The organism is Micromonospora sp. CPCC 206060 (assembly GCF_036906895.1).
Lineage (GTDB): Bacteria > Actinomycetota > Actinomycetes > Mycobacteriales > Micromonosporaceae > Micromonospora.
In genome coordinates, this window is sequence record NZ_JBAKHU010000002.1 from 293,908 (window position 1) to 310,498 (window position 16,591).

Annotated in this window: 13 protein-coding genes; 7 read left to right on the forward strand and 6 right to left on the reverse strand. The window is 72.6% G+C overall.

Annotated features, from left to right (window positions below):
• Positions 1–259 precede the first annotated feature (259 nt).
• Positions 260–1,390: a sugar phosphate isomerase/epimerase family protein gene (locus V6U90_RS03770; protein WP_334431114.1), complete on the reverse strand. Its 1,131-nt coding sequence runs from the start codon at positions 1,388–1,390 to the stop codon at positions 260–262.
• A 506-nt stretch (positions 1,391–1,896) separates the two neighbouring features.
• On the opposite strand from V6U90_RS03770, the gene V6U90_RS03775 reads away from it, so the two are divergent.
• On the forward strand, positions 1,897–3,390 hold the full coding sequence (locus V6U90_RS03775; RefSeq protein ID WP_334431115.1) for a M1 family metallopeptidase: 1,494 nt from the start codon (positions 1,897–1,899) through the stop codon (positions 3,388–3,390).
• Positions 3,391–3,460: 70 nt separating this feature from the next.
• Here the strand turns inward: V6U90_RS03775 and V6U90_RS03780 are convergent, their stop codons facing one another.
• Positions 3,461–4,582 carry an LCP family protein gene (locus V6U90_RS03780; protein WP_334431116.1) on the reverse strand — a complete coding sequence of 374 codons (1,122 nt, stop codon included), beginning with the start codon at positions 4,580–4,582 and terminating at the stop codon, positions 3,461–3,463.
• Between the two features lie 90 nt (positions 4,583–4,672).
• Here V6U90_RS03780 and V6U90_RS03785 point away from each other — a divergent pair, with 90 nt between their 5' ends.
• Together V6U90_RS03785 and guaA are read left to right on the forward strand one after the other, a co-directional pair.
• Positions 4,673–6,373 (forward strand): GMC family oxidoreductase, encoded by a 1,701-nt coding sequence (locus V6U90_RS03785; RefSeq protein ID WP_334431117.1) that lies wholly within the window; start codon positions 4,673–4,675, stop codon positions 6,371–6,373.
• A 21-nt stretch (positions 6,374–6,394) separates the two neighbouring features.
• Entirely contained in the window at positions 6,395–7,948 is a 1,554-nt protein-coding gene (gene guaA / locus V6U90_RS03790; RefSeq protein ID WP_334431118.1) for a glutamine-hydrolyzing GMP synthase, read from the forward strand.
• A gap of 13 nt (positions 7,949–7,961) precedes the next feature.
• On the opposite strand, the gene V6U90_RS03795 is transcribed toward guaA, so the two are convergent.
• Entirely contained in the window at positions 7,962–8,297 is a 336-nt protein-coding gene (locus V6U90_RS03795) for a PspC domain-containing protein (RefSeq protein ID WP_334431119.1), read from the reverse strand.
• A gap of 144 nt (positions 8,298–8,441) precedes the next feature.
• On the opposite strand from V6U90_RS03795, the gene V6U90_RS03800 reads away from it, so the two are divergent.
• The 3 genes from V6U90_RS03800 (at position 8,442) to V6U90_RS03810 (ending at position 11,754) form a co-directional block, all read left to right on the forward strand.
• Entirely contained in the window at positions 8,442–9,389 is a 948-nt protein-coding gene (locus tag V6U90_RS03800) for an NUDIX domain-containing protein (RefSeq protein WP_334431120.1), read from the forward strand.
• 140 nt (positions 9,390–9,529) lie between these two features.
• On the forward strand, positions 9,530–10,489 hold the full coding sequence (locus V6U90_RS03805; protein WP_334431121.1) for an NUDIX domain-containing protein: 960 nt from the start codon (positions 9,530–9,532) through the stop codon (positions 10,487–10,489).
• Between the two features lie 344 nt (positions 10,490–10,833).
• Entirely contained in the window at positions 10,834–11,754 is a 921-nt protein-coding gene (locus V6U90_RS03810; RefSeq protein ID WP_334431188.1) for a CDP-alcohol phosphatidyltransferase family protein, read from the forward strand.
• Between the two features lie 70 nt (positions 11,755–11,824).
• Here V6U90_RS03810 and V6U90_RS03815 read toward each other — a convergent pair whose 3' ends face one another.
• The 3 genes from V6U90_RS03815 to V6U90_RS03825 all read right to left on the reverse strand — a co-directional run bounded on the left by V6U90_RS03815 (position 11,825) and on the right by V6U90_RS03825 (position 15,149).
• On the reverse strand, positions 11,825–13,078 hold the full coding sequence (locus V6U90_RS03815; protein WP_334431122.1) for a phosphatidylserine decarboxylase: 1,254 nt from the start codon (positions 13,076–13,078) through the stop codon (positions 11,825–11,827).
• Between the two features lie 227 nt (positions 13,079–13,305).
• The gene (locus V6U90_RS33895; RefSeq protein ID WP_442933515.1) at positions 13,306–13,662 is read right to left on the reverse strand and encodes a hypothetical protein; all 357 of its coding nucleotides are present in this window, start codon (positions 13,660–13,662) and stop codon (positions 13,306–13,308) included.
• On the reverse strand, positions 13,659–15,149 hold the full coding sequence (locus tag V6U90_RS03825; RefSeq protein WP_334431123.1) for a PspC domain-containing protein: 1,491 nt from the start codon (positions 15,147–15,149) through the stop codon (positions 13,659–13,661). Before V6U90_RS03825 ends, V6U90_RS33895 begins: the two co-directional genes overlap by 4 nt.
• Before the next feature lie 130 nt (positions 15,150–15,279).
• Here V6U90_RS03825 and V6U90_RS03830 point away from each other — a divergent pair, with 130 nt between their 5' ends.
• Entirely contained in the window at positions 15,280–16,590 is a 1,311-nt protein-coding gene (locus tag V6U90_RS03830) for an ATP-binding protein (protein WP_334431124.1), read from the forward strand.
• Position 16,591 lies beyond the last annotated feature (1 nt).

Below are 16,591 nucleotides of genomic sequence, written 5' to 3' on the forward strand. Positions count from 1 at the left end.
CGCGTCACCGCCGGCTGGGCGGCCGGTGGCGCACGGATGCAGAGGGCGAACCTGAAACGGGTCGTCCCGCCGCCGCGCAGGACAGATGGAGTGGGACGCGGCTCGACCGCGCCGGGATGGACCGCAGCGCGATGCGACAGCGCCGGGGATGGTGGTGCGGGGCGCGGCCCGCCGACCGCGCCGCAACCGTCCGGTGGCGGGGCCGCCGGACGACCTGTGGCCCGGGCCGGCGGGTGGTGACGCCGGCCCGGGCCGTGGCTCAGCTCCGCTTGTAGATGGTCAGTTCGGACATGTTCTGGAAGCTCAGCGCCGCGAAGTCCAGCGACTGGGCGCGGTTGGTGGTGCCGCCCGGCGCGGTGTCCTGCTCCCAGTTGGCGTGGTGGAAGTCCGGCTCGCCGATGGTCTGGAAGAACTGCTGGAAGTTGATGTCACCCTCGCCGAGCGGGGTCATCTCGTACCCGTTGGGCAGGGTGGTGTTCTTGTTGCCGTCCTTGGCGTGGAACAGCGGGAACCGGGTGGTCCGCTCGGCCACGTTGATGATCGGGTCGAAGAGGCTGGTCTGCTCCTGACCGGTCGGGTCGACGTACCGCTGGTGCCGGTAGCGGGCGACGTAACCCCAGTAGATGTCGAACTCGAAGAAGACGTACCGGGGGTCGGTCTGCTTGAAGAAGTACTCCAGCCGGCGGACACCCGACGAGCGGGTGGGGCGACCGAGTTCGTCCAGCGGCCCGGAGTCGAGCAGGAAGTTGTACGCCGCGTCGTGGTTGTGCGTGTAGAGCCGCATGCCCCGGGCGGCGGCCTGCCGGCCCAGCTCGTTCCAGGTGTCGGCGGCGGCGTCCCAGTCGGCCCGGTACGCGCTGTTGGTCGGGTCGCTGCCGGTGCCGATGTTCTTCATGCCCAGTTCTTCGGCGATGTCGAGCTGCTGCGCGAAGGTGTCCGCCCGGATCTGGGTGTGGGTGCCGTTGGCGATCAGCCCGTTGTCGTCCAGGATCTTGCGGATCTCGGTCGGGGTGATCTGCCGGCCGAGGATCGCGGTGTTCTGGGTGTACCCGGCGAACTCGATCTCCTTGTAGCCGATCTCGGCCAGCCGGGCGAGCACCCGCTCGAAGCCGTACGGCACGCCGCTGTCGTCGGGGGCGGCCGAGATCCGGTCCCGCACGCTGTAGAGGATGATGCCCCGGTTTCCGCCCGGGATCAGCGGTTCGGCCCGGAGCCGGTTGTACATGTTGCCCTTGCCCTCGCCTTCGCTCTCGGCGAGTGCGGGGGTGCCGGTGGCCAGTACCGGCAGTCCGGCGGCGCCGATGGCCGCGGCGGCCCCGGCGGAGGCGGCGAGGATCGACCGGCGGGTGAGCTGGCCGGCGGTACGGGGGTCGTGTGTGCGGTCGCGCATTGTCTCTTCCACCTTCCGTGACGGTGGCAGCGTCTGCCACGGCGACGGTCGGGTCCACCGTTCGTACGGCGGATGGACCGTCGGCCGCGACGGGTGTGCACCGTCGACGACGATCAGCTGATGGTGAGTGGTCGCGGTTCGGGCAGCGCCGATCCGTCCGATCCGGTCGCTCGGGTGGGGCCGGAGCGCCGGTGGTCCGCGACTGGTCGATCGAGTGGTCAGGTCCACGCCGCCGCCACGGCTGGACGCAGTTCGCCGTCCCGAGGGACGACCGGGGCACGATGGCCGGCCTGCCGGTGGCGGGCCGGGCGAAGGGTTTGTTGCGGTCGTGTAACGCCTTGAGGCAAGACAGTAAACCGGGCAGGCGGCAAAAGAAAGTGTTGATCCGATCTAACTTTTGTTCTTCCCAGCGAAAGTTTCTCAGTGTGACCGGACGGGTGGGCTCGGTGGCGAACTCCCTGACCAGGCTCGATACGCTCGCCGCAACGGGGATGGGGGAGAGGTCGATGAGCCGAGCGGAAGAGACCGGGTTGGCCGGTCGGGGACCAACGTGGACTGCCCCTCGGCGGGCGGTCGCGGCGGTGGCCGCCGGAGTGTTGGCGCTGACCGTCGCCGGTGGCTGCACCGGGCGGTCCGATCCCGGGCCGACCCGGTCCGCGTCGACCCCGCAGGGGAACGCGTCCACCGGCTTCACCCCCGGCGCCCCCGGCATCGGGGACGCCTACTTCCCCCGGTACGGCAACGGCGGGTACGACGTCTCCGGCTACCGGCTGAAGGTGCGCTACGACCCGGCCAACGACCAGCTCACCGGGGTCGCCACGGTGACCGCGACGGCCACCCAGCCGCTCTCCCGGTTCAATCTGGACCTCGTCGGGCTGACCGTCTCCCTGGTGACCGTGGACGGTGCCGGGGCCACGCACGTCCGCGAGGGCGACGAACTGGTGGTCACCCCGGCCCGGGGCCTACCGGCCGGCACGTCCTTCACCACCGAGGTCAGCTACGCCGGGGTGCCCGTCCCGGTCAGCAGTGCCGACCTGGGCACCGGCGGGTGGATCGCCACCGACGACGGTGCCATCGCCGTCGGCCAGCCCGAGTCGGCGAGCACCTGGTTCCCGGTCAACGACCATCCGGCCGACAAGGCCACGTACGACATCGAGGTGACCGTCCCGAAAGGGCTCGCGGCGCTGAGCAACGGGGTGCCGGGGGAGCGGTCGACGGCCGACGGCTGGACCACCTGGCGGTGGAGCGAACGCGCCCCGATGGCCAGCTACCTGGTGACCCTGGTGATCGGTGACTACCGGGTGCGGACCGGCACGCACGACGGTAGGCCGATGGTCACCGCGATCGCCGCCAGCCTGCCCGCCGACGGTCCCGCCGCCCGGTCACTCGCCCGGACCGGGGAGATCGCCGACTTCCTGGCCACCAGGTTCGGCCCGTACCCCTTCGAGTCGTACGGCGGGATCGTGGTGGCCGACGACCGGATCCGGTACGCGCTGGAGACCCAGTCCCGGCCGGTCTACGCTCAGGCGTTCTTCGCCCGGGGCGGCCCGAACTACGGCGTGGTGACGCACGAGCTGGCCCACCAGTGGTACGGCGACAGCGTCTCCATCTCCCGGTGGAGCGACATCTGGCTCAACGAGGGCTTCGCCAGTTACGCCGAATGGCTCTGGGAGGAGCACGACGGCGGCCGGTCGGTGCAGGCCAACTTCGACGCGCAGTACGCCGACACCGACTGGTCCAGGCCGACCCTGGACCCGGGCCGGGCGGGCCTGTTCACCCGCGCGGTCTACAAGCGGGGCGCGCTGGTCCTGCACGCGCTGCGCCGGACCGTCGGCGACGACACCTTCTTCCGGCTGCTGCGCACCTGGGCTGCGGAGAAGCGCAACGGCAACGCCACCACCGCCGAGTTCGTCGCGGTCGCGGAACGGGTCGCCGGTCGGCCACTGCGGCCGCTCCTCGACGCCTGGCTCTCCGGGACCACCGCTCCGCCGAAGCCGTAGTCCGACCGGCCGGGGCGGGCTGCGGGGCCGGCTGGGGCGCGGCGGGCCGTGCCTCGGCCGGGGTTCCGCGTCAGCCCTGGATCACCAGTTTCGGGTTGGCGGCCAGGAACGCCCCGACCCGGCCGGCGCGCAGCTCGGTGAGGAACCGTCGCCCCACCGGGTCGAGCTGTTCACCCCGGTAACCGGCGCCGCTGCCCACCGAACGACCGGGGAGTCCGACCAGGGTGAGGGCGTCCGGGCGCAGCCCGCCGAGGGCGTACGCGAAGTCGACCAGCCGGTGCCCGTCCCCGACGAAGGTCATCGCCCGCCCCAGGGACCGGACGATCCGGTCCACCCGGTCCGGGTCACGGGCCAGGTCGTCGCTCTGGATCTGCCGGACCATGGCCCTGATGAGCTGCTGCTGGTGCCGCTGCCGGGCGTAGTCGCCGCCGGTGATGTACCGCTGCCGGGCGTAGTCGATCGCCTGCCAGCCGTTCAGGTGCGCCGGGCCGGGCTCGTAGACCATCTGCGGGCCGGTGTAACCGCCGGGCACGGCCCGCCGGTGCTTCCCGTCGGGTTGCCGGTGCCGGGAGACCACCCGCTGGTCGATGGTGAGATCCACCCCGCCGATCGCGTCCACCAGGTTGTCGAATCCGCCGAAGGTGAGCATCGCACCGCCGTCGAAACGGTCGATCCCGGTGTACCTGCTCACCGTGGTGGCCAGCAGTTGGTAGCCCTGGGCCGGGTCGGGGGTGTCCCGCCGGCCCGGTACCCGGCTCCCGTAGCTCATCGCATGGGTGAGCTTGGTCCGCTGGCCGGGGAAGCCCGCCGCCGGGAACGCGGGGATGTCCACCACCAGGTCCCGGGGAAGGGAGAAGAGGTACGCCCGGTCGAGTCCGGCCGGTACGTGCATGACGAGCACCGCGTCGGCGTGCGGCTCCCAGCCCGGCACGCTGATCCGGGTGTCCAGGCCGACCAGCAGGAAGTTGAGCGGTCCGGTCAGGCCCGCCCCGGGTGGCGGGGTGGGCGAGGGGGTGGGGGACGGGGTCGGCGTACCGGCGGTGCCGGTGGGCGTGGCGGACGGGCCGTCGCCTCCGCCCCGGGACCGCCCGCCGGTGCAGCCGGCTGCGGCGAGCAGCGCCAGCACGACCGCCACACCGACCAGCGCGCGGGTACGTCGACGGCGGAGCCGCCCTCCTGATACGTCCGTCATCACCGATTCCTCCCCGTACGGTCGACAGCGGGCATGATCGCGCGAAATCAGGCTCTGGCGCGATAGCTACTCACAAGTAATGATGCGGATATGCGCTACGACGTGGTCGTCATCGGGTCGGGTTTCGGTGGCAGCGTCACCGCGCTGCGGCTGGCCGAGAAGGGTTACACCGTCGGGGTACTGGAGGCCGGACGCCGGTTCGCCGACGACGAGTTCCCCGAGACGTCCTGGCGGACCCGCCGGTTCCTCTGGGCGCCGAAACTGGGCTGCTACGGCATCCAGCGGATCACCCTGCTCCGGGCGGCGGACCGGCGTACCGGCGGGGGTGTGCTGGTGCTCTCCGGTGCCGGGGTGGGCGGTGGCTCGCTGGTCTACGCCAACACCCTCTACGAGCCGCTGCCCGAGTTCTACGACGACCCGCAGTGGCGGGACATCACCGACTGGCGGGCCGAGCTGGCCCCCCACTACGACCAGGCGAAGCGGATGCTCGGCGTCACCACGTACCCGGTGCGGACGAGTGTGGACCGGGTGATGCGCGCGGTGGCCGAGCGGATGGGGGTGGCCGACACCTTCCACGCCGCCCCGGTCGGGGTCTACATCGGCCGGCCGGGCGAGCGGGCCGCCGACCCGTACTTCGGTGGGGTCGGCCCGGAACGGACCGGCTGCACGCACTGCGGCGCCTGCATGACCGGCTGCCGGCGGGGTGCCAAGAACACCCTGGTCAAGAACTACCTCTGGCTGGCCGAACGACTCGGCGTGCAGGTGCACCCGCTGACCACGGTGACCGCCGTCCGTCCCGCCGCCGACGGCGACGGGTACGAGATCGAGACCGTGCGTACCGGTGCCTGGCTGCGGAAGCGCCGGCAGCGGATCCGGGCCGGGCAGGTGGTCTTCGCGGCCGGTGCGCTCGGCACCCAGCGACTGCTGCACTCGATGCGGGCCACCGGGGCGCTGCCCGGCCTCTCGCCCCGGCTGGGTGAGCTGACCCGGACCAACTCGGAGGCCATCCTCGGCGCCGCGGTACCCCGGCAGCAGGCCCGGTCCCGGGGCCTGGACTTCACCGAGGGGGCGGCGATCACCAGCTCGTTCCACCCGGACCGGCAGACCCACATCGAGCCGGTCCGCTACGGGCGCGGCTCGAACGTGATGGGGCTGCTCCAGTGGGTGCTGGTCGACGGTGGTCCCCGGCGGGTACGCCGCTGGTTGGGCATCATCGCCAGCCGGCCGGGTACCTTCCTCCGCCTGCTGTCGGTCCGGGGCTGGTCCGAGCGGACGGTGATCGCACTGGTCATGCAGTCGGCGGACAACTCGCTCACCACCAGCTACCGGCGCGGGCTGTTCGGCCGGCGGCTCGCCAGCAGCCCCGGGCACGGGGTGCCGAACCCGACCTGGATCCCGGCCGGCAACCAGGCGGCCCGGCTGCTCGCCGAGGAGATCGGCGGGGAGCCCGGCGGGGCGTTGACCGAGCCGTTCGACGTGCCGATGACCGCGCACATCCTGGGTGGGGCGGTGATCGGCGCCGCGCCGGCCGAGGGGGTGATCGACCCGTACCACCGGGTCTTCGGGTACCCGGGGCTGCACGTGGTGGACGGTGCGGCGGTCTCGGCGAACCTCGGCGTGAACCCGTCGCTGACCATCACCGCTCAGGCGGAACGGGCGATGTCGTTCTGGCCCAACAGGGGCGGGACGGACCCCCGGCCGCCGCTCGGTGAGCCGTACCGGAGGGTAGCCCGGGTGCTGCCGGAGAACCCGGCGGTCCCGTCGCACGCCCCGGCGGCGCTGCGGGGGTGACTGTCGGTAGGCTTGCTGCACATGAGCACGCCTCGCCCCGTCCTCGTGGTGGACTTCGGAGCCCAGTACGCCCAGCTCATCGCGCGTCGGGTGCGCGAGGCCCGGGTCTACTCCGAGATCGTCCCGCACTCCATGCCGGTCGCCGAGATGCTGGCGAAGAATCCGGCCGCGATCATCCTCTCCGGCGGCCCGGCCAGCGTCTACGAGCCGGGTGCGCCGCAGGTGGACGACCGTCTCTTCGACTCGGACGTGCCGGTCTTCGGCATCTGCTACGGCTTCCAGGCGATGGCCCGGTCGCTGGGCGGCACGGTGGCCCGGACCGGTAACCGGGAGTACGGCGGTACGCCGCTGCGGGCCCGGATCGACGCGGGTGTGCTGCTCCGCGACCTGCCGGCCGAGCTGCCGGTGTGGATGAGCCACGGGGACTGCGTGACCGAGGCGCCCGCCGGTTTCACGGTGACCGCCGAGTCGGCCGGTGCTCCCGTGGCCGCCTTCGAGGACCTGGCCGGCCGTCGGGCCGGGGTGCAGTTCCATCCGGAGGTGGGGCACACCGCGCACGGGCAGGAGATGCTGAGCCGTTTCCTGTACGACATCGCCGGTATCGAGCCGACCTGGACCCCGTCCAACATCATCGACGAGCAGGTCGCCCGAATCCGTGAGCAGGTCGGCGACAAGGAGGTCATCTGCGGCCTGAGCGGCGGGGTCGACTCGGCCGTCGCCGCCGCGCTCGTCCACCGGGCGGTGGGTGACCAGCTCACCTGCGTCTTCGTCGACCACGGGCTGCTGCGGGCCGGTGAGGCCGAGCAGGTCGAGAAGGACTACGTGGCCGCCACCGGCATCAAGCTCAAGGTGGTCGACGCGGCGGACCGGTTCCTCGGCGCGCTGGCCGGGGTGACCGACCCGGAGCAGAAGCGCAAGATCATCGGTCGGGAGTTCATCCGGGTCTTCGAGGCGGCGGCCCGCGAGATCGCCTCCCACGGGGACGTGGAGTTCCTGGTGCAGGGCACCCTCTACCCGGACGTGGTGGAGTCCGGCGGGGGCACCGGGACCGCCAACATCAAGTCCCACCACAACGTCGGCGGTCTCCCGGAGGACCTCCAGTTCTCGCTGGTCGAGCCGCTGCGCACGCTCTTCAAGGACGAGGTACGCGCACTCGGCCTGGAGCTGGGGCTGCCCGAGGCGATGGTCTGGCGGCACCCGTTCCCCGGCCCCGGGCTGGCCATCCGGATCATCGGCGCGGTCGACCGGGAGCGGCTGGACCTGCTCCGGGCCGCCGACCTGATCGCCCGGGAGGAGCTCTCCCACTCCGGCCTGGACCGGGGTGTCTGGCAGTTCCCGGTGGTACTGCTGGCCGACGTGCGCAGCGTCGGGGTGCAGGGCGACGGCCGGACGTACGGCCACCCGGTCGTGCTCCGCCCGGTCTCCAGCGAGGACGCGATGACCGCCGACTGGTCCCGGCTGCCCTACGACCTGATCGCCCGGATCTCCACCCGGATCACCAACGAGGTGCCCGAGGTGAACCGGGTGGTGCTGGACGTGACCAGCAAGCCCCCGGGCACCATCGAGTGGGAGTGATCCGGGCGGTCCTTCAGCCGCCGGTCGCGTCCGGTCGGGTCGGCGCGGCGCCCGTCGCGCCCGGCCAGACCGGGGCGCCCGTCGCGCCCGGCTGCGGCGCGGTGCCCGTCGCGCCGGGCCACGGCGGGGCGCCGGGCGACTCCTCGGGCATCAGGAACCACATCACCGGGTACGTCAGCAGCGCGACGCCGCCGGTGAGGATGGTGGCCACGGCGAGGATCACCCGGACCAGGGTCGGATCGACGTCGAAGTAGCGGCCGAGGCCGCTGGCCACCCCGGCGACCATGCGGTCCGAGGTGGGTCGGCGGAGTTGGCGGTACGGCGGCTGGGTGGGTGCGGTGTAGGTCATGGCTCAACGATCCCCGCCGATGACTGTGTCGACCTCGGTGACCGCCCGGATCGCTACCCTGACCTGCCCCTGATCCGCGAGATAAGTGTCAGGAATCTGACTAACTTCGATTGCGGTAACCGGACAGGGTGAGAATTTCGACCTGTGACCACCACGTTGGCGCCGCTCCGCAGGATCGCGGCATATGCAGTTTGTGCTGACTCCACCGGACGGTTCCTCCTGGTCCGGGCCTCCGACCGGTCCGGCACCCCCGGGATCTGGTCGCTGCCCGGTGGGGCGGTGGACCACGGTGAGGACCCGAACCACACGGTGGTCCGGGAGACGGCCGCCGAGACCGGGCTCTCCGTCTCGGTCACCGGGTTGCGCGATGTCCTCGCCGACCTGCGGGCCCTGCCCGAGCGGGGCATCGCCATCCACACCGACCGGCTGATCTACCAGGTGGTGGTCCGGGGTGGCCGGCTGATCGACCGGGTCGGGCAGCCGACCGACCTGGCCCGCTGGTGCACCCTGGCCGAGGCGCGGACCCTGCCGTTGCGCCCGTTCACCGCCCGCGCGCTCGGTCTGCCGCCGGGTCCGGTGGATCTGCCCCCGGACGAGACCCCCGACGTCCCCTCGTTCCACGCGGTGCCGGGGCCGGACGGGCTGCACCGGGCCCAGCGCTTCGCCGCGTACGCGGTGGCCACCGACCCGGCCGGCCGGGTGCTGCTGACCCGGGTCGCCGACGGCTATCCCGGTGCCGGCTGCTGGCACCTGCCAGGCGGCGGTACGGACTTCGGCGAACAGCCCGGCGAGGCGCTGATCCGGGAACTGGTCGAGGAGACCGGGCAGCGTGGCCGGCTCGTCGAGCTGCTCGGGGTGGCCAGCCACCGGGACGCCGCCTCGCTCGGCCCCGAGGGCTACCCGATCGACTGGCACGGGGTACGCGCCTTCTACCGGGTGCTGGTCGACTCGCCGGCCCCCTGCGTGGTCGGCGACGTGGGCGGGTCCACCTGCGAGGCGCGCTGGTTCGCCCGCGACGAGCTGCGGGTACTCCCCGCCGACCGGCTCACCGAGGTCACCGCCGAGGCGGTACGCGCCGCCCGCCTGACCTGACCATTCCGCACACCGGCCCCCATCACTCCCCGTTGATCGCCGGATTGGCGGTGTGTAACGTGATCAACTCAACCGCTAACCTCATGATCGACGCGGATGGTTGGCGGAGTGGTCGGCGGAACGGTTGACGGGGGCGGCGGGTGGAGCAACGGCGGCGGATCGGGGCGTACGGGCTGTGCCGGGACGGTGACCAGGTGCTGCTGGTGCGGGCGGCGGCGAGCACGCCGTTCCCGGGGATCTGGCAGATCCCTGGCGGCGGGCTACGGCACGCCGAGCATCCGACCGACGCCGTGGTACGCGAGTTCGCCGAGGAGACCGGGTTGACCGTGCGGGTGACCGGGCTGCGGGCGGCGGTCGCCGACGTGTTCCGATATGCCGACGCCGACGCCGACGCCGACGCCGACGCCGATGCCGACGCCGACGCCGACGCCGAGGTCATGGCCGGTGTCGCGGTGCACGTCGACCTGGTCATCTACGACGTGGTACCGGTCTCCGGCGAGCTGCGCACCGAATCTGCCGGCAGCACCGACCGGCTCGCCTGGGTGGACGCGGGGGCGCCTGACCTACCCCTGATGCCGTTCACCGCAGAACTGCTGGGCCTGCCGGTCACCCCGTTGCCGACGCCGGTGCCGAAGCGGCGACCGTCCCGGGCACCGGAGGTGGACCGGCGGCAGCGGTTCGCGGCGTACGGTCTCGCCACCGACCCGGCCGGCCGGGTCCTGCTCGTGATGATCGCCGACGGCTACCCGGGTGCCGGTCTGTGGCATCTGCCCGGTGGGGGTACCGACCACGGCGAGCAGCCGGCCACCGCCCTGCTGCGGGAACTGGTCGAGGAGACCGGCCAGCTCGGTCGGGTGACCGACCTGGTCGGCGTGGACAGCCTGCACAATCCGGCGGCCAGGGGGCCGGAGGGTCGTCCGCTGGACTGGCACGGGGTGCGCGTGGTGTACCGGGTGGTGGTGGAGGTGCCCACCGAGCCCCGGGTCACCGAGGCTGTCGGAGGCTCCACAGCGGGGGCCGCCTGGTTTCCGACAGCGGCGCTGCGGTCTCTTTCGTTGACCGAGGTCACTGCCCGGTTTGCCGGCTATATCGGCCTATAGCTCACTGTGGCACTGCTGCGGATGGCACTTTCCCGTAAAATGAAAGGTCGGCCCAGTGCCGATTTGAGAATGTAGTGCGCCGGATGGGAATATCTGAGCGCTTCGCGCGGTTTGTAGTAGAAGGTTCGACCGGCAGCTATCGCCAATCCCTACCTGACTGTGCGATGGTGTTACTCCGCAAAACGGCTGCCGGGCCAGCAAGCGGTCCGGCATGAGACAGCCGGACAGCCGCCAGCAGGCGGTCCAGCCGATCCGGTGATGGAGGAAACGTGCCGAGAGCCCCCTGGCGCCGGCGTCGTACCACTGACAGTCCGCGCCCCGCAGGGCGTCGCTGGGCGGGGCAGTTGCGCCGCGGCAGCACGTTCGCCCGCCAGGTCCTGCTGGTGCGGGTGGGGCGTCGCGACGCTGACACACACGGCGTGACCGACGTGGCTCCCCTGTCCGAGCCCCGGCACTCCGACTTCCGGCGGACCCGCCGCCTCGACCACTACGACCGGTCCGAGATCGACGCCGTCGCCCCGGTCAGTCCCGCGCTCGGGCCGTCCGCCGCCGTCGACGATGAGCCCGGGATGGCCATCCCGCTGCTCCCCGGCGAGCGTACGGCGGCCCGGCGAGCGAAGTTCGCCCTGGTCAACGGCTGCACCCTGGCCAGCATCATGCTCGGCATGCTCGCGATCTTCCTCGCCATGCAGGGCGACGTCCGGACCGCCGCCTTCTGCCTGATCGCCTGCGTCGTCTTCGACGGGCTGGACGGGGCGCTGGCGCGGAAATTCGGGGTGGCGAGTCCGTTCGGTGCCCAGATGGACTCGCTGGCCGACATGTGTTCCTTCGGTCTGGCCGCCCCGGTCGTGGTCTACGCCTCGCTCGCCGGCTCGGTCCCGCCGGCCGCCGCCGCAGTGGCCTGCGCCCTCGTCGCGGCCTGCGCCGCCGTCCGGCTCGCCCGGTTCAACGTCTCCCCGAAGGACGGCCGCTTCTTCTGCGGGGTACCCACCACCATGGCCGCGGCGGTACTCGCCCTCGCGGTGGTGATCGGCCTGCCGGTACCGGGCCTCGTGCAGATCGCCGGGGTGGGGCTGCTCGCCTTCGCGATGGTCTCCAGCTTCCCGTACGCCAAGCTCGCCCGGCTGATCAAGCTGCCGCCGTGGCTGTGGCTGGTCCCGGTGGTCGGCGCGCTGGTGGACATCCGGCTCACCTTCGGCCTGATCGTGGTGGGATACCTGGTCAGCGGCCCGCTGCTCTGGCTGCGTCAGCGCGCCGTAGCCTGACCGCCCGACTCCGGAGAAAGGGGCACCCCCAGGGGTGCCCCTTCGCCGTATCCGGACGACCGCGGCGGGGTCAGCGCCAGCGGGCGATCACCGAGGAGCCACCGACCACCTTGTCGCCCGGACCCACCAGCGGATCGGCGGCGTCGGCCGGCAGGTAGACGTCCGTCCGGGAACCGAACCGGATCAGCCCGAAGCGCTCCCCCCTGGCCAGCAGCGAACCGACCGGCGCCCGCTGCACGATCCGGCGCGCGATCAGCCCGGTCCGCTGGGCCACCACCACGGTGCCGTGCGTGGTGTCCAGCACCGTGTACGCCGCCACGTTGTGCTCGGCGTCCGGCTTCATCGCGTTGACGAAACCACCGTCGGCGACGAAGTAGTCGACCACCTTGCCCGCCACCGGTGCCCGGTTGACGTGCACGTCCAGCACCGAGAGGAAGACCGCGATCCGCAGGAACTCGCCGTCACCGAAGCGTTCGTCGTGCAGCCGCTGCACCGAGAGGACCTGACCGTCGGCGGCGGCCACCACGGCCGAGGGATCCTCCGGGATGTCGCGCTGCGGGTCCCGGAAGAACGCGGCCACCGGCGCGGCGGCGAGCGCCGGCAGCAGCCACAGCCGGGACTTCGGCCGGGCGATCCGGGCCAGCGCGGCCAGACCGAGGGTGATGCCGGCGGCGGCGACCCCGTTCGAGTCGATGTGCATGGTCCGGGTCAACGGGACGCTGGACGGGCGGTAGGCCGGGGCCAGCCGCTCGGCCGCGCCGGCCGCAGCGGGCGTCAGCCGCAGCCGGTGCACCCGTACCGGAGGCTGGTTGCGCAGTACCAGGTCGGAGCCGACCCCGAAGAGGACAGCCTGCCGGTCCAGTTCCGCAGTGGCACCCCCGGTCCGCCCGGGCGCGGCCGGCACCGCGACGCTCAGCACCGCGCCGTCGGTGAGGTACTTCGCCCAGCCGTCCAGGAGCGCCCGGGTCTCGTCGGGGGTACCGGTGAGCGGCTCGGCGGCGATCACCACGGCGGCCGGATCCGCCTCGGCCAGGGAGTCGACGACGCGTACCCGGTCGGCGACCCACCGGCCCTGGGCGGTGACGTGCTCGCGCAGGGCGCCGGCCGTCGTCCGGTCGGTGGGCACCACGGTGAGCAGGTCACCCGGCAGCAGCGCGTCGATTGCGGCGGCGAGTACGGCCGAAGCAGGGTCGCCGCCGATTAGCAGGGCGTTCTTCGGGTCGTGGTGCCGGGCCAGTTCGGCGGCAAGGGTACGGGCGGCGCGCTCGCCGACACGGACCGGGCCGGAGCTCCCGGCGGCACGCACGGCGGGGGACTGGGTCATCTCGGACGGGCTCCTCGCGAGGTCAGTACGGGACACGCGCGGCGACGCCGCGGCGAAGGCGCCGGTGTATCGGACGCCGTGGCCGGAACCGGACGACCGGGACCGGGCCGGCGGAGGCGGAAGCCTCCACCGGCCAGCATATGCGGCGGGAAAACCGGACTGCACCGATCACTGGGAGCGTCCGGCAACAGGACTGGCGGGGCCGCCCGGTTGCCGGCCGCTCCCAGTCACCGCTCACCGGGCGCCGGGGGCGCGGTGACCGGTTCCACCGGGTCGTATCCGGCTGCGCCCGTCTCCCGGGCCGGCGGTGCGGAGGTCGGGCCGGTCGGCACCGGCGCGCCGGAGGTGGGCCCGGCCGGGCCCGGCGGTGCGGTCACCGGCCGGTCGGCGCCGGGTGCGTGCCGGCCGGACCGCAACGCGCCGAGCAGACCGAACAGACCGACCAGGATCAACCCCCCGGCCAGGAACCAGCCGATCGCCGGCAGGGCCAGGTCGAGCAGTTGGGCGAGCAGCCACCAGACGGCGAGGGTCAGGAAGAGCAGGCCGAAGAAGAGGGACACCCCGTCGGTACGGTGGGCCTTCACCGGGTCACCTCCAGGTCACCAGCGTTGACGTTGACGTAGAGGCGGAGCTTGCCGCCGCCCGGCCCGTCCGGTCCCAGGTCGGTGCTCTCCCGCTGCCGTGCCTCGACACCGCTCATCCGCCGGCCGAAGACCGTCGCCTCGCCCGCGCTCACCTCGGCGATCGTGGTCACGTCGACGTTCGGCGGCACCACCACCTCGGTGTGCCCGAACGACACCGCCACGGTCACCTGGGTCACCTCGTCGGGGAAGGTCACCCCGCGCAGGTCCAGTACCGCGTCGCCGAAGTTGTTCTCGTACCGGTCGGCGAGTTCGGAGTGCCCGGTGGGTGCCCAGGTGACGTCACCCGCGATGCCGCGTACCCGGTCGTAGGACTCGGTGACGGTGGCGACCCCGAGTGCGGCGGAGGCCACCAGGCCGAGCGCGATCAGCCAGCGGGCCCGGCCGAACCAGGTGCCGACGAGCAGCCCGGCGCCGATGGTTGCCAGGGCGGCGGCGAAGTACGCCGACGGGTGGGCGTCGACCACGTCGGCCAGGTCGAGCAGGGTCACCACCCCGAGCGCCACGAAGATCATCGAGAAGGTGGCGGCACCGAGCGGGGACCGCTCCCGGGGCGGCTTCACCGGTCGTACCGGTGGAGCAACCGGCGGCTGCGGCGACGGCGGGGGAGCGGCGTACGGCCCGTGCGGCGCGAACGGCGGCCGGTAACCGCTGACCGGAGCCGTCGACGGCACCGGGCCGACCATCGGCAGCGGGTTCATCGTCGGCGGCAGTGGGCCGAGCACGGGCGGCTGCGGACCAGGGACCGGTGGGACCGGTGGCCCGGGCATCGGCGCCGGGTAGCTGACCGGTGGCACCGGGCCGGGGTACGGCTGCCCGGTCGTCGGTACCGGGACGGTCGGGTCGCCGGCCCGGGGTGGGAACGGCGGTCCGCCGGCCGGTGCCGCCGGCGGGAGGCCGGCTCCCCGGCCGTCCCGGTTGAGCAGCAGCGCGCCGCCGATCAGGATGGCCGCGCCGAGCAGTACGGCCCGGAAGGCGTCGGTGACGATGAAACCGAAGCTGATCGCGACCAGGATGCTCAGCACGATCACGGTGACCGGGGACATGCTCGACCGGCCCCGGCCGAGCATCGACTCCACCGGGGACGCGGTGTCGCCCTCACCCGGGATGATCAGCCAGGCCGCGACGTAGACCAGGATGCCGATACCGCCGAAGAAGCCGAGTACGGCGAGCACGACCCGCCAGAGCACCGGGTCGGTGTTGGTGGCCCGGCCGATCGCGGCGCAGACCCCGGCGAGGTATCGGCCGTCGCGTGGCCGGACCAGGCCGTACCGCGAGGTGAACCCGGCGGCGCCCGGTGGCACGGTACCCGGGCCGTACCCGGGCGGCCCGGGGGAGGCGGGCGGTGCCATGCCCGGTGGTGGTGGCGGGTGGGCCCCGCCGGTCTGGGCCGGTGCCGGTGGCGGGGAGCCGGCAGCTTCGTCGGTCATACCTGTGATCCTGCTGGTCCGACGGCCGGCCGGCCTCAGGCGCCGACCCTGACCCCACCCTGAGATCCTGGGCCGGCAATCTTCAGGGACGTCCCCATGGTCCGGCCGGCTCCGGGCGTGTGACGATCGAATGGCGCCGACCAGCGCCCTCCGCTGTGCGCGACGTCCGACCGGCGGCTACACCTCCGAGGGGGTTTCCATCAGCACCGCACCTGCGTCACCTCGTCTGTACCGGGCCCGTGGGCACCGGTTGGCGGCGGGTGTGGCCGCCGGTATCGCCGAACACCTCGGCATCCCCGTGGTGCGGGTCCGGATCGCGTTCGTCCTGCTGCTCGGCTTCAACGGGCTTGGGCTGCTGCTCTACGCGGCCTTCTGGGCGGTGGTGCCGTTGCGGCCCGGCGGGGACGAGCCACCGCGCCGGGACGTCGCGCAACTCCTGCCGTTCGTCGTGATCGGGTTCGGCGTGCTGCTGATCCAGATGATGGTGTTCAACTCGTCCGGCGCCACCGCCACGGCCGGCTGGCTGGTCGCGATCATCGCGGTCGGTGCCGGGGTGATCTGGCACCAGTCCGCACCGGAACGCCGCCAGCAGTGGGGCGAGAACATGCCGGTGCCGTGGCTCGCCGCGGTGGTCGAGGAGAGCGACCGCCGCGCCTTCGTGCTGCGGTTCATCGGCGGCGGGGTGCTGGTGGCGGTCGGCATCATCGGGATCGTCGCCGTGTACTCCCGGCAGGACCTGGACACCGTGCTCAGCGGAGTGACCTTCGCCCTGGTGGGGTTGGCCGGGGTGGGTGTGGTGGCCGCGCCGGTGCTCTGGCGGACGCTCACCCAGCTCCGCGCCGAGCGGGAGGGACGGATCCGGGAGCAGGAACGCGCGGAGCTGGCCGCCATGGTGCACGACCAGGTACTGCACACGCTCGCCCTGATCCAACGCAACGCCACCGATGTCAAGACCGTGCAGCGGCTGGCCCGGGGGCAGGAGCGTTCGTTGCGCAACTGGCTCTACAAGCCCACCGCCTCCCCGGCCGAACGGTTCGCTGCCGCGTTGGAGCAGGCCGCCGCCGAGGTCGAGGACACCTTCGCGATCACCGTGGAGACGGTGGTGGTCGGCGACCGGGAGACCGACGAGCGGGTCGGCGCGCTGGTCGCCGCAGCCCGGGAGGCCCTGGTCAACGCCGCGCGGCACGCGAAGGTGCAGACGGTGTCGCTCTACGCCGAGGTCGAGCCGGAGCAGATCAGCGTCTTCGTCCGGGACCGGGGGGCGGGCTTCGATCCGGCTACCGTAGGGGACCAGCGGCACGGGGTACGCGGGTCCATCATCGGCCGGATGAAGCGGCACGGCGGCCGGGCGGAGATCCGCTCGACGCCCGGCGACGGCACCGAGGTACGGCTCATGCTGCCGATGACCCGGGAGAGCAGCACAGCGGAGAGGGACCGATAGC

What these genes read in the sequence shown, in the direction of transcription:
- V6U90_RS03770 (WP_334431114.1), bottom strand. Translation starts at nt 1,390, where the DNA reads ATGCGCGACCGCACACACGACCCCCGTACCGCCGGCCAGCTCACCCGC.
- V6U90_RS03775 (WP_334431115.1), top strand. Translation starts at nt 1,897, where the DNA reads ATGAGCCGAGCGGAAGAGACCGGGTTGGCCGGTCGGGGACCAACGTGG.
- V6U90_RS03780 (WP_334431116.1), bottom strand. Translation starts at nt 4,582, where the DNA reads ATGACGGACGTATCAGGAGGGCGGCTCCGCCGTCGACGTACCCGCGCG.
- V6U90_RS03785 (WP_334431117.1), top strand. Translation starts at nt 4,673, where the DNA reads ATGCGCTACGACGTGGTCGTCATCGGGTCGGGTTTCGGTGGCAGCGTC.
- guaA (WP_334431118.1), top strand. Translation starts at nt 6,395, where the DNA reads ATGAGCACGCCTCGCCCCGTCCTCGTGGTGGACTTCGGAGCCCAGTAC.
- V6U90_RS03795 (WP_334431119.1), bottom strand. Translation starts at nt 8,297, where the DNA reads ATGACCTACACCGCACCCACCCAGCCGCCGTACCGCCAACTCCGCCGA.
- V6U90_RS03815 (WP_334431122.1), bottom strand. Translation starts at nt 13,078, where the DNA reads ATGACCCAGTCCCCCGCCGTGCGTGCCGCCGGGAGCTCCGGCCCGGTC.
- V6U90_RS03825 (WP_334431123.1), bottom strand. Translation starts at nt 15,149, where the DNA reads ATGACCGACGAAGCTGCCGGCTCCCCGCCACCGGCACCGGCCCAGACC.
- V6U90_RS03830 (WP_334431124.1), top strand. Translation starts at nt 15,280, where the DNA reads ATGGCGCCGACCAGCGCCCTCCGCTGTGCGCGACGTCCGACCGGCGGC.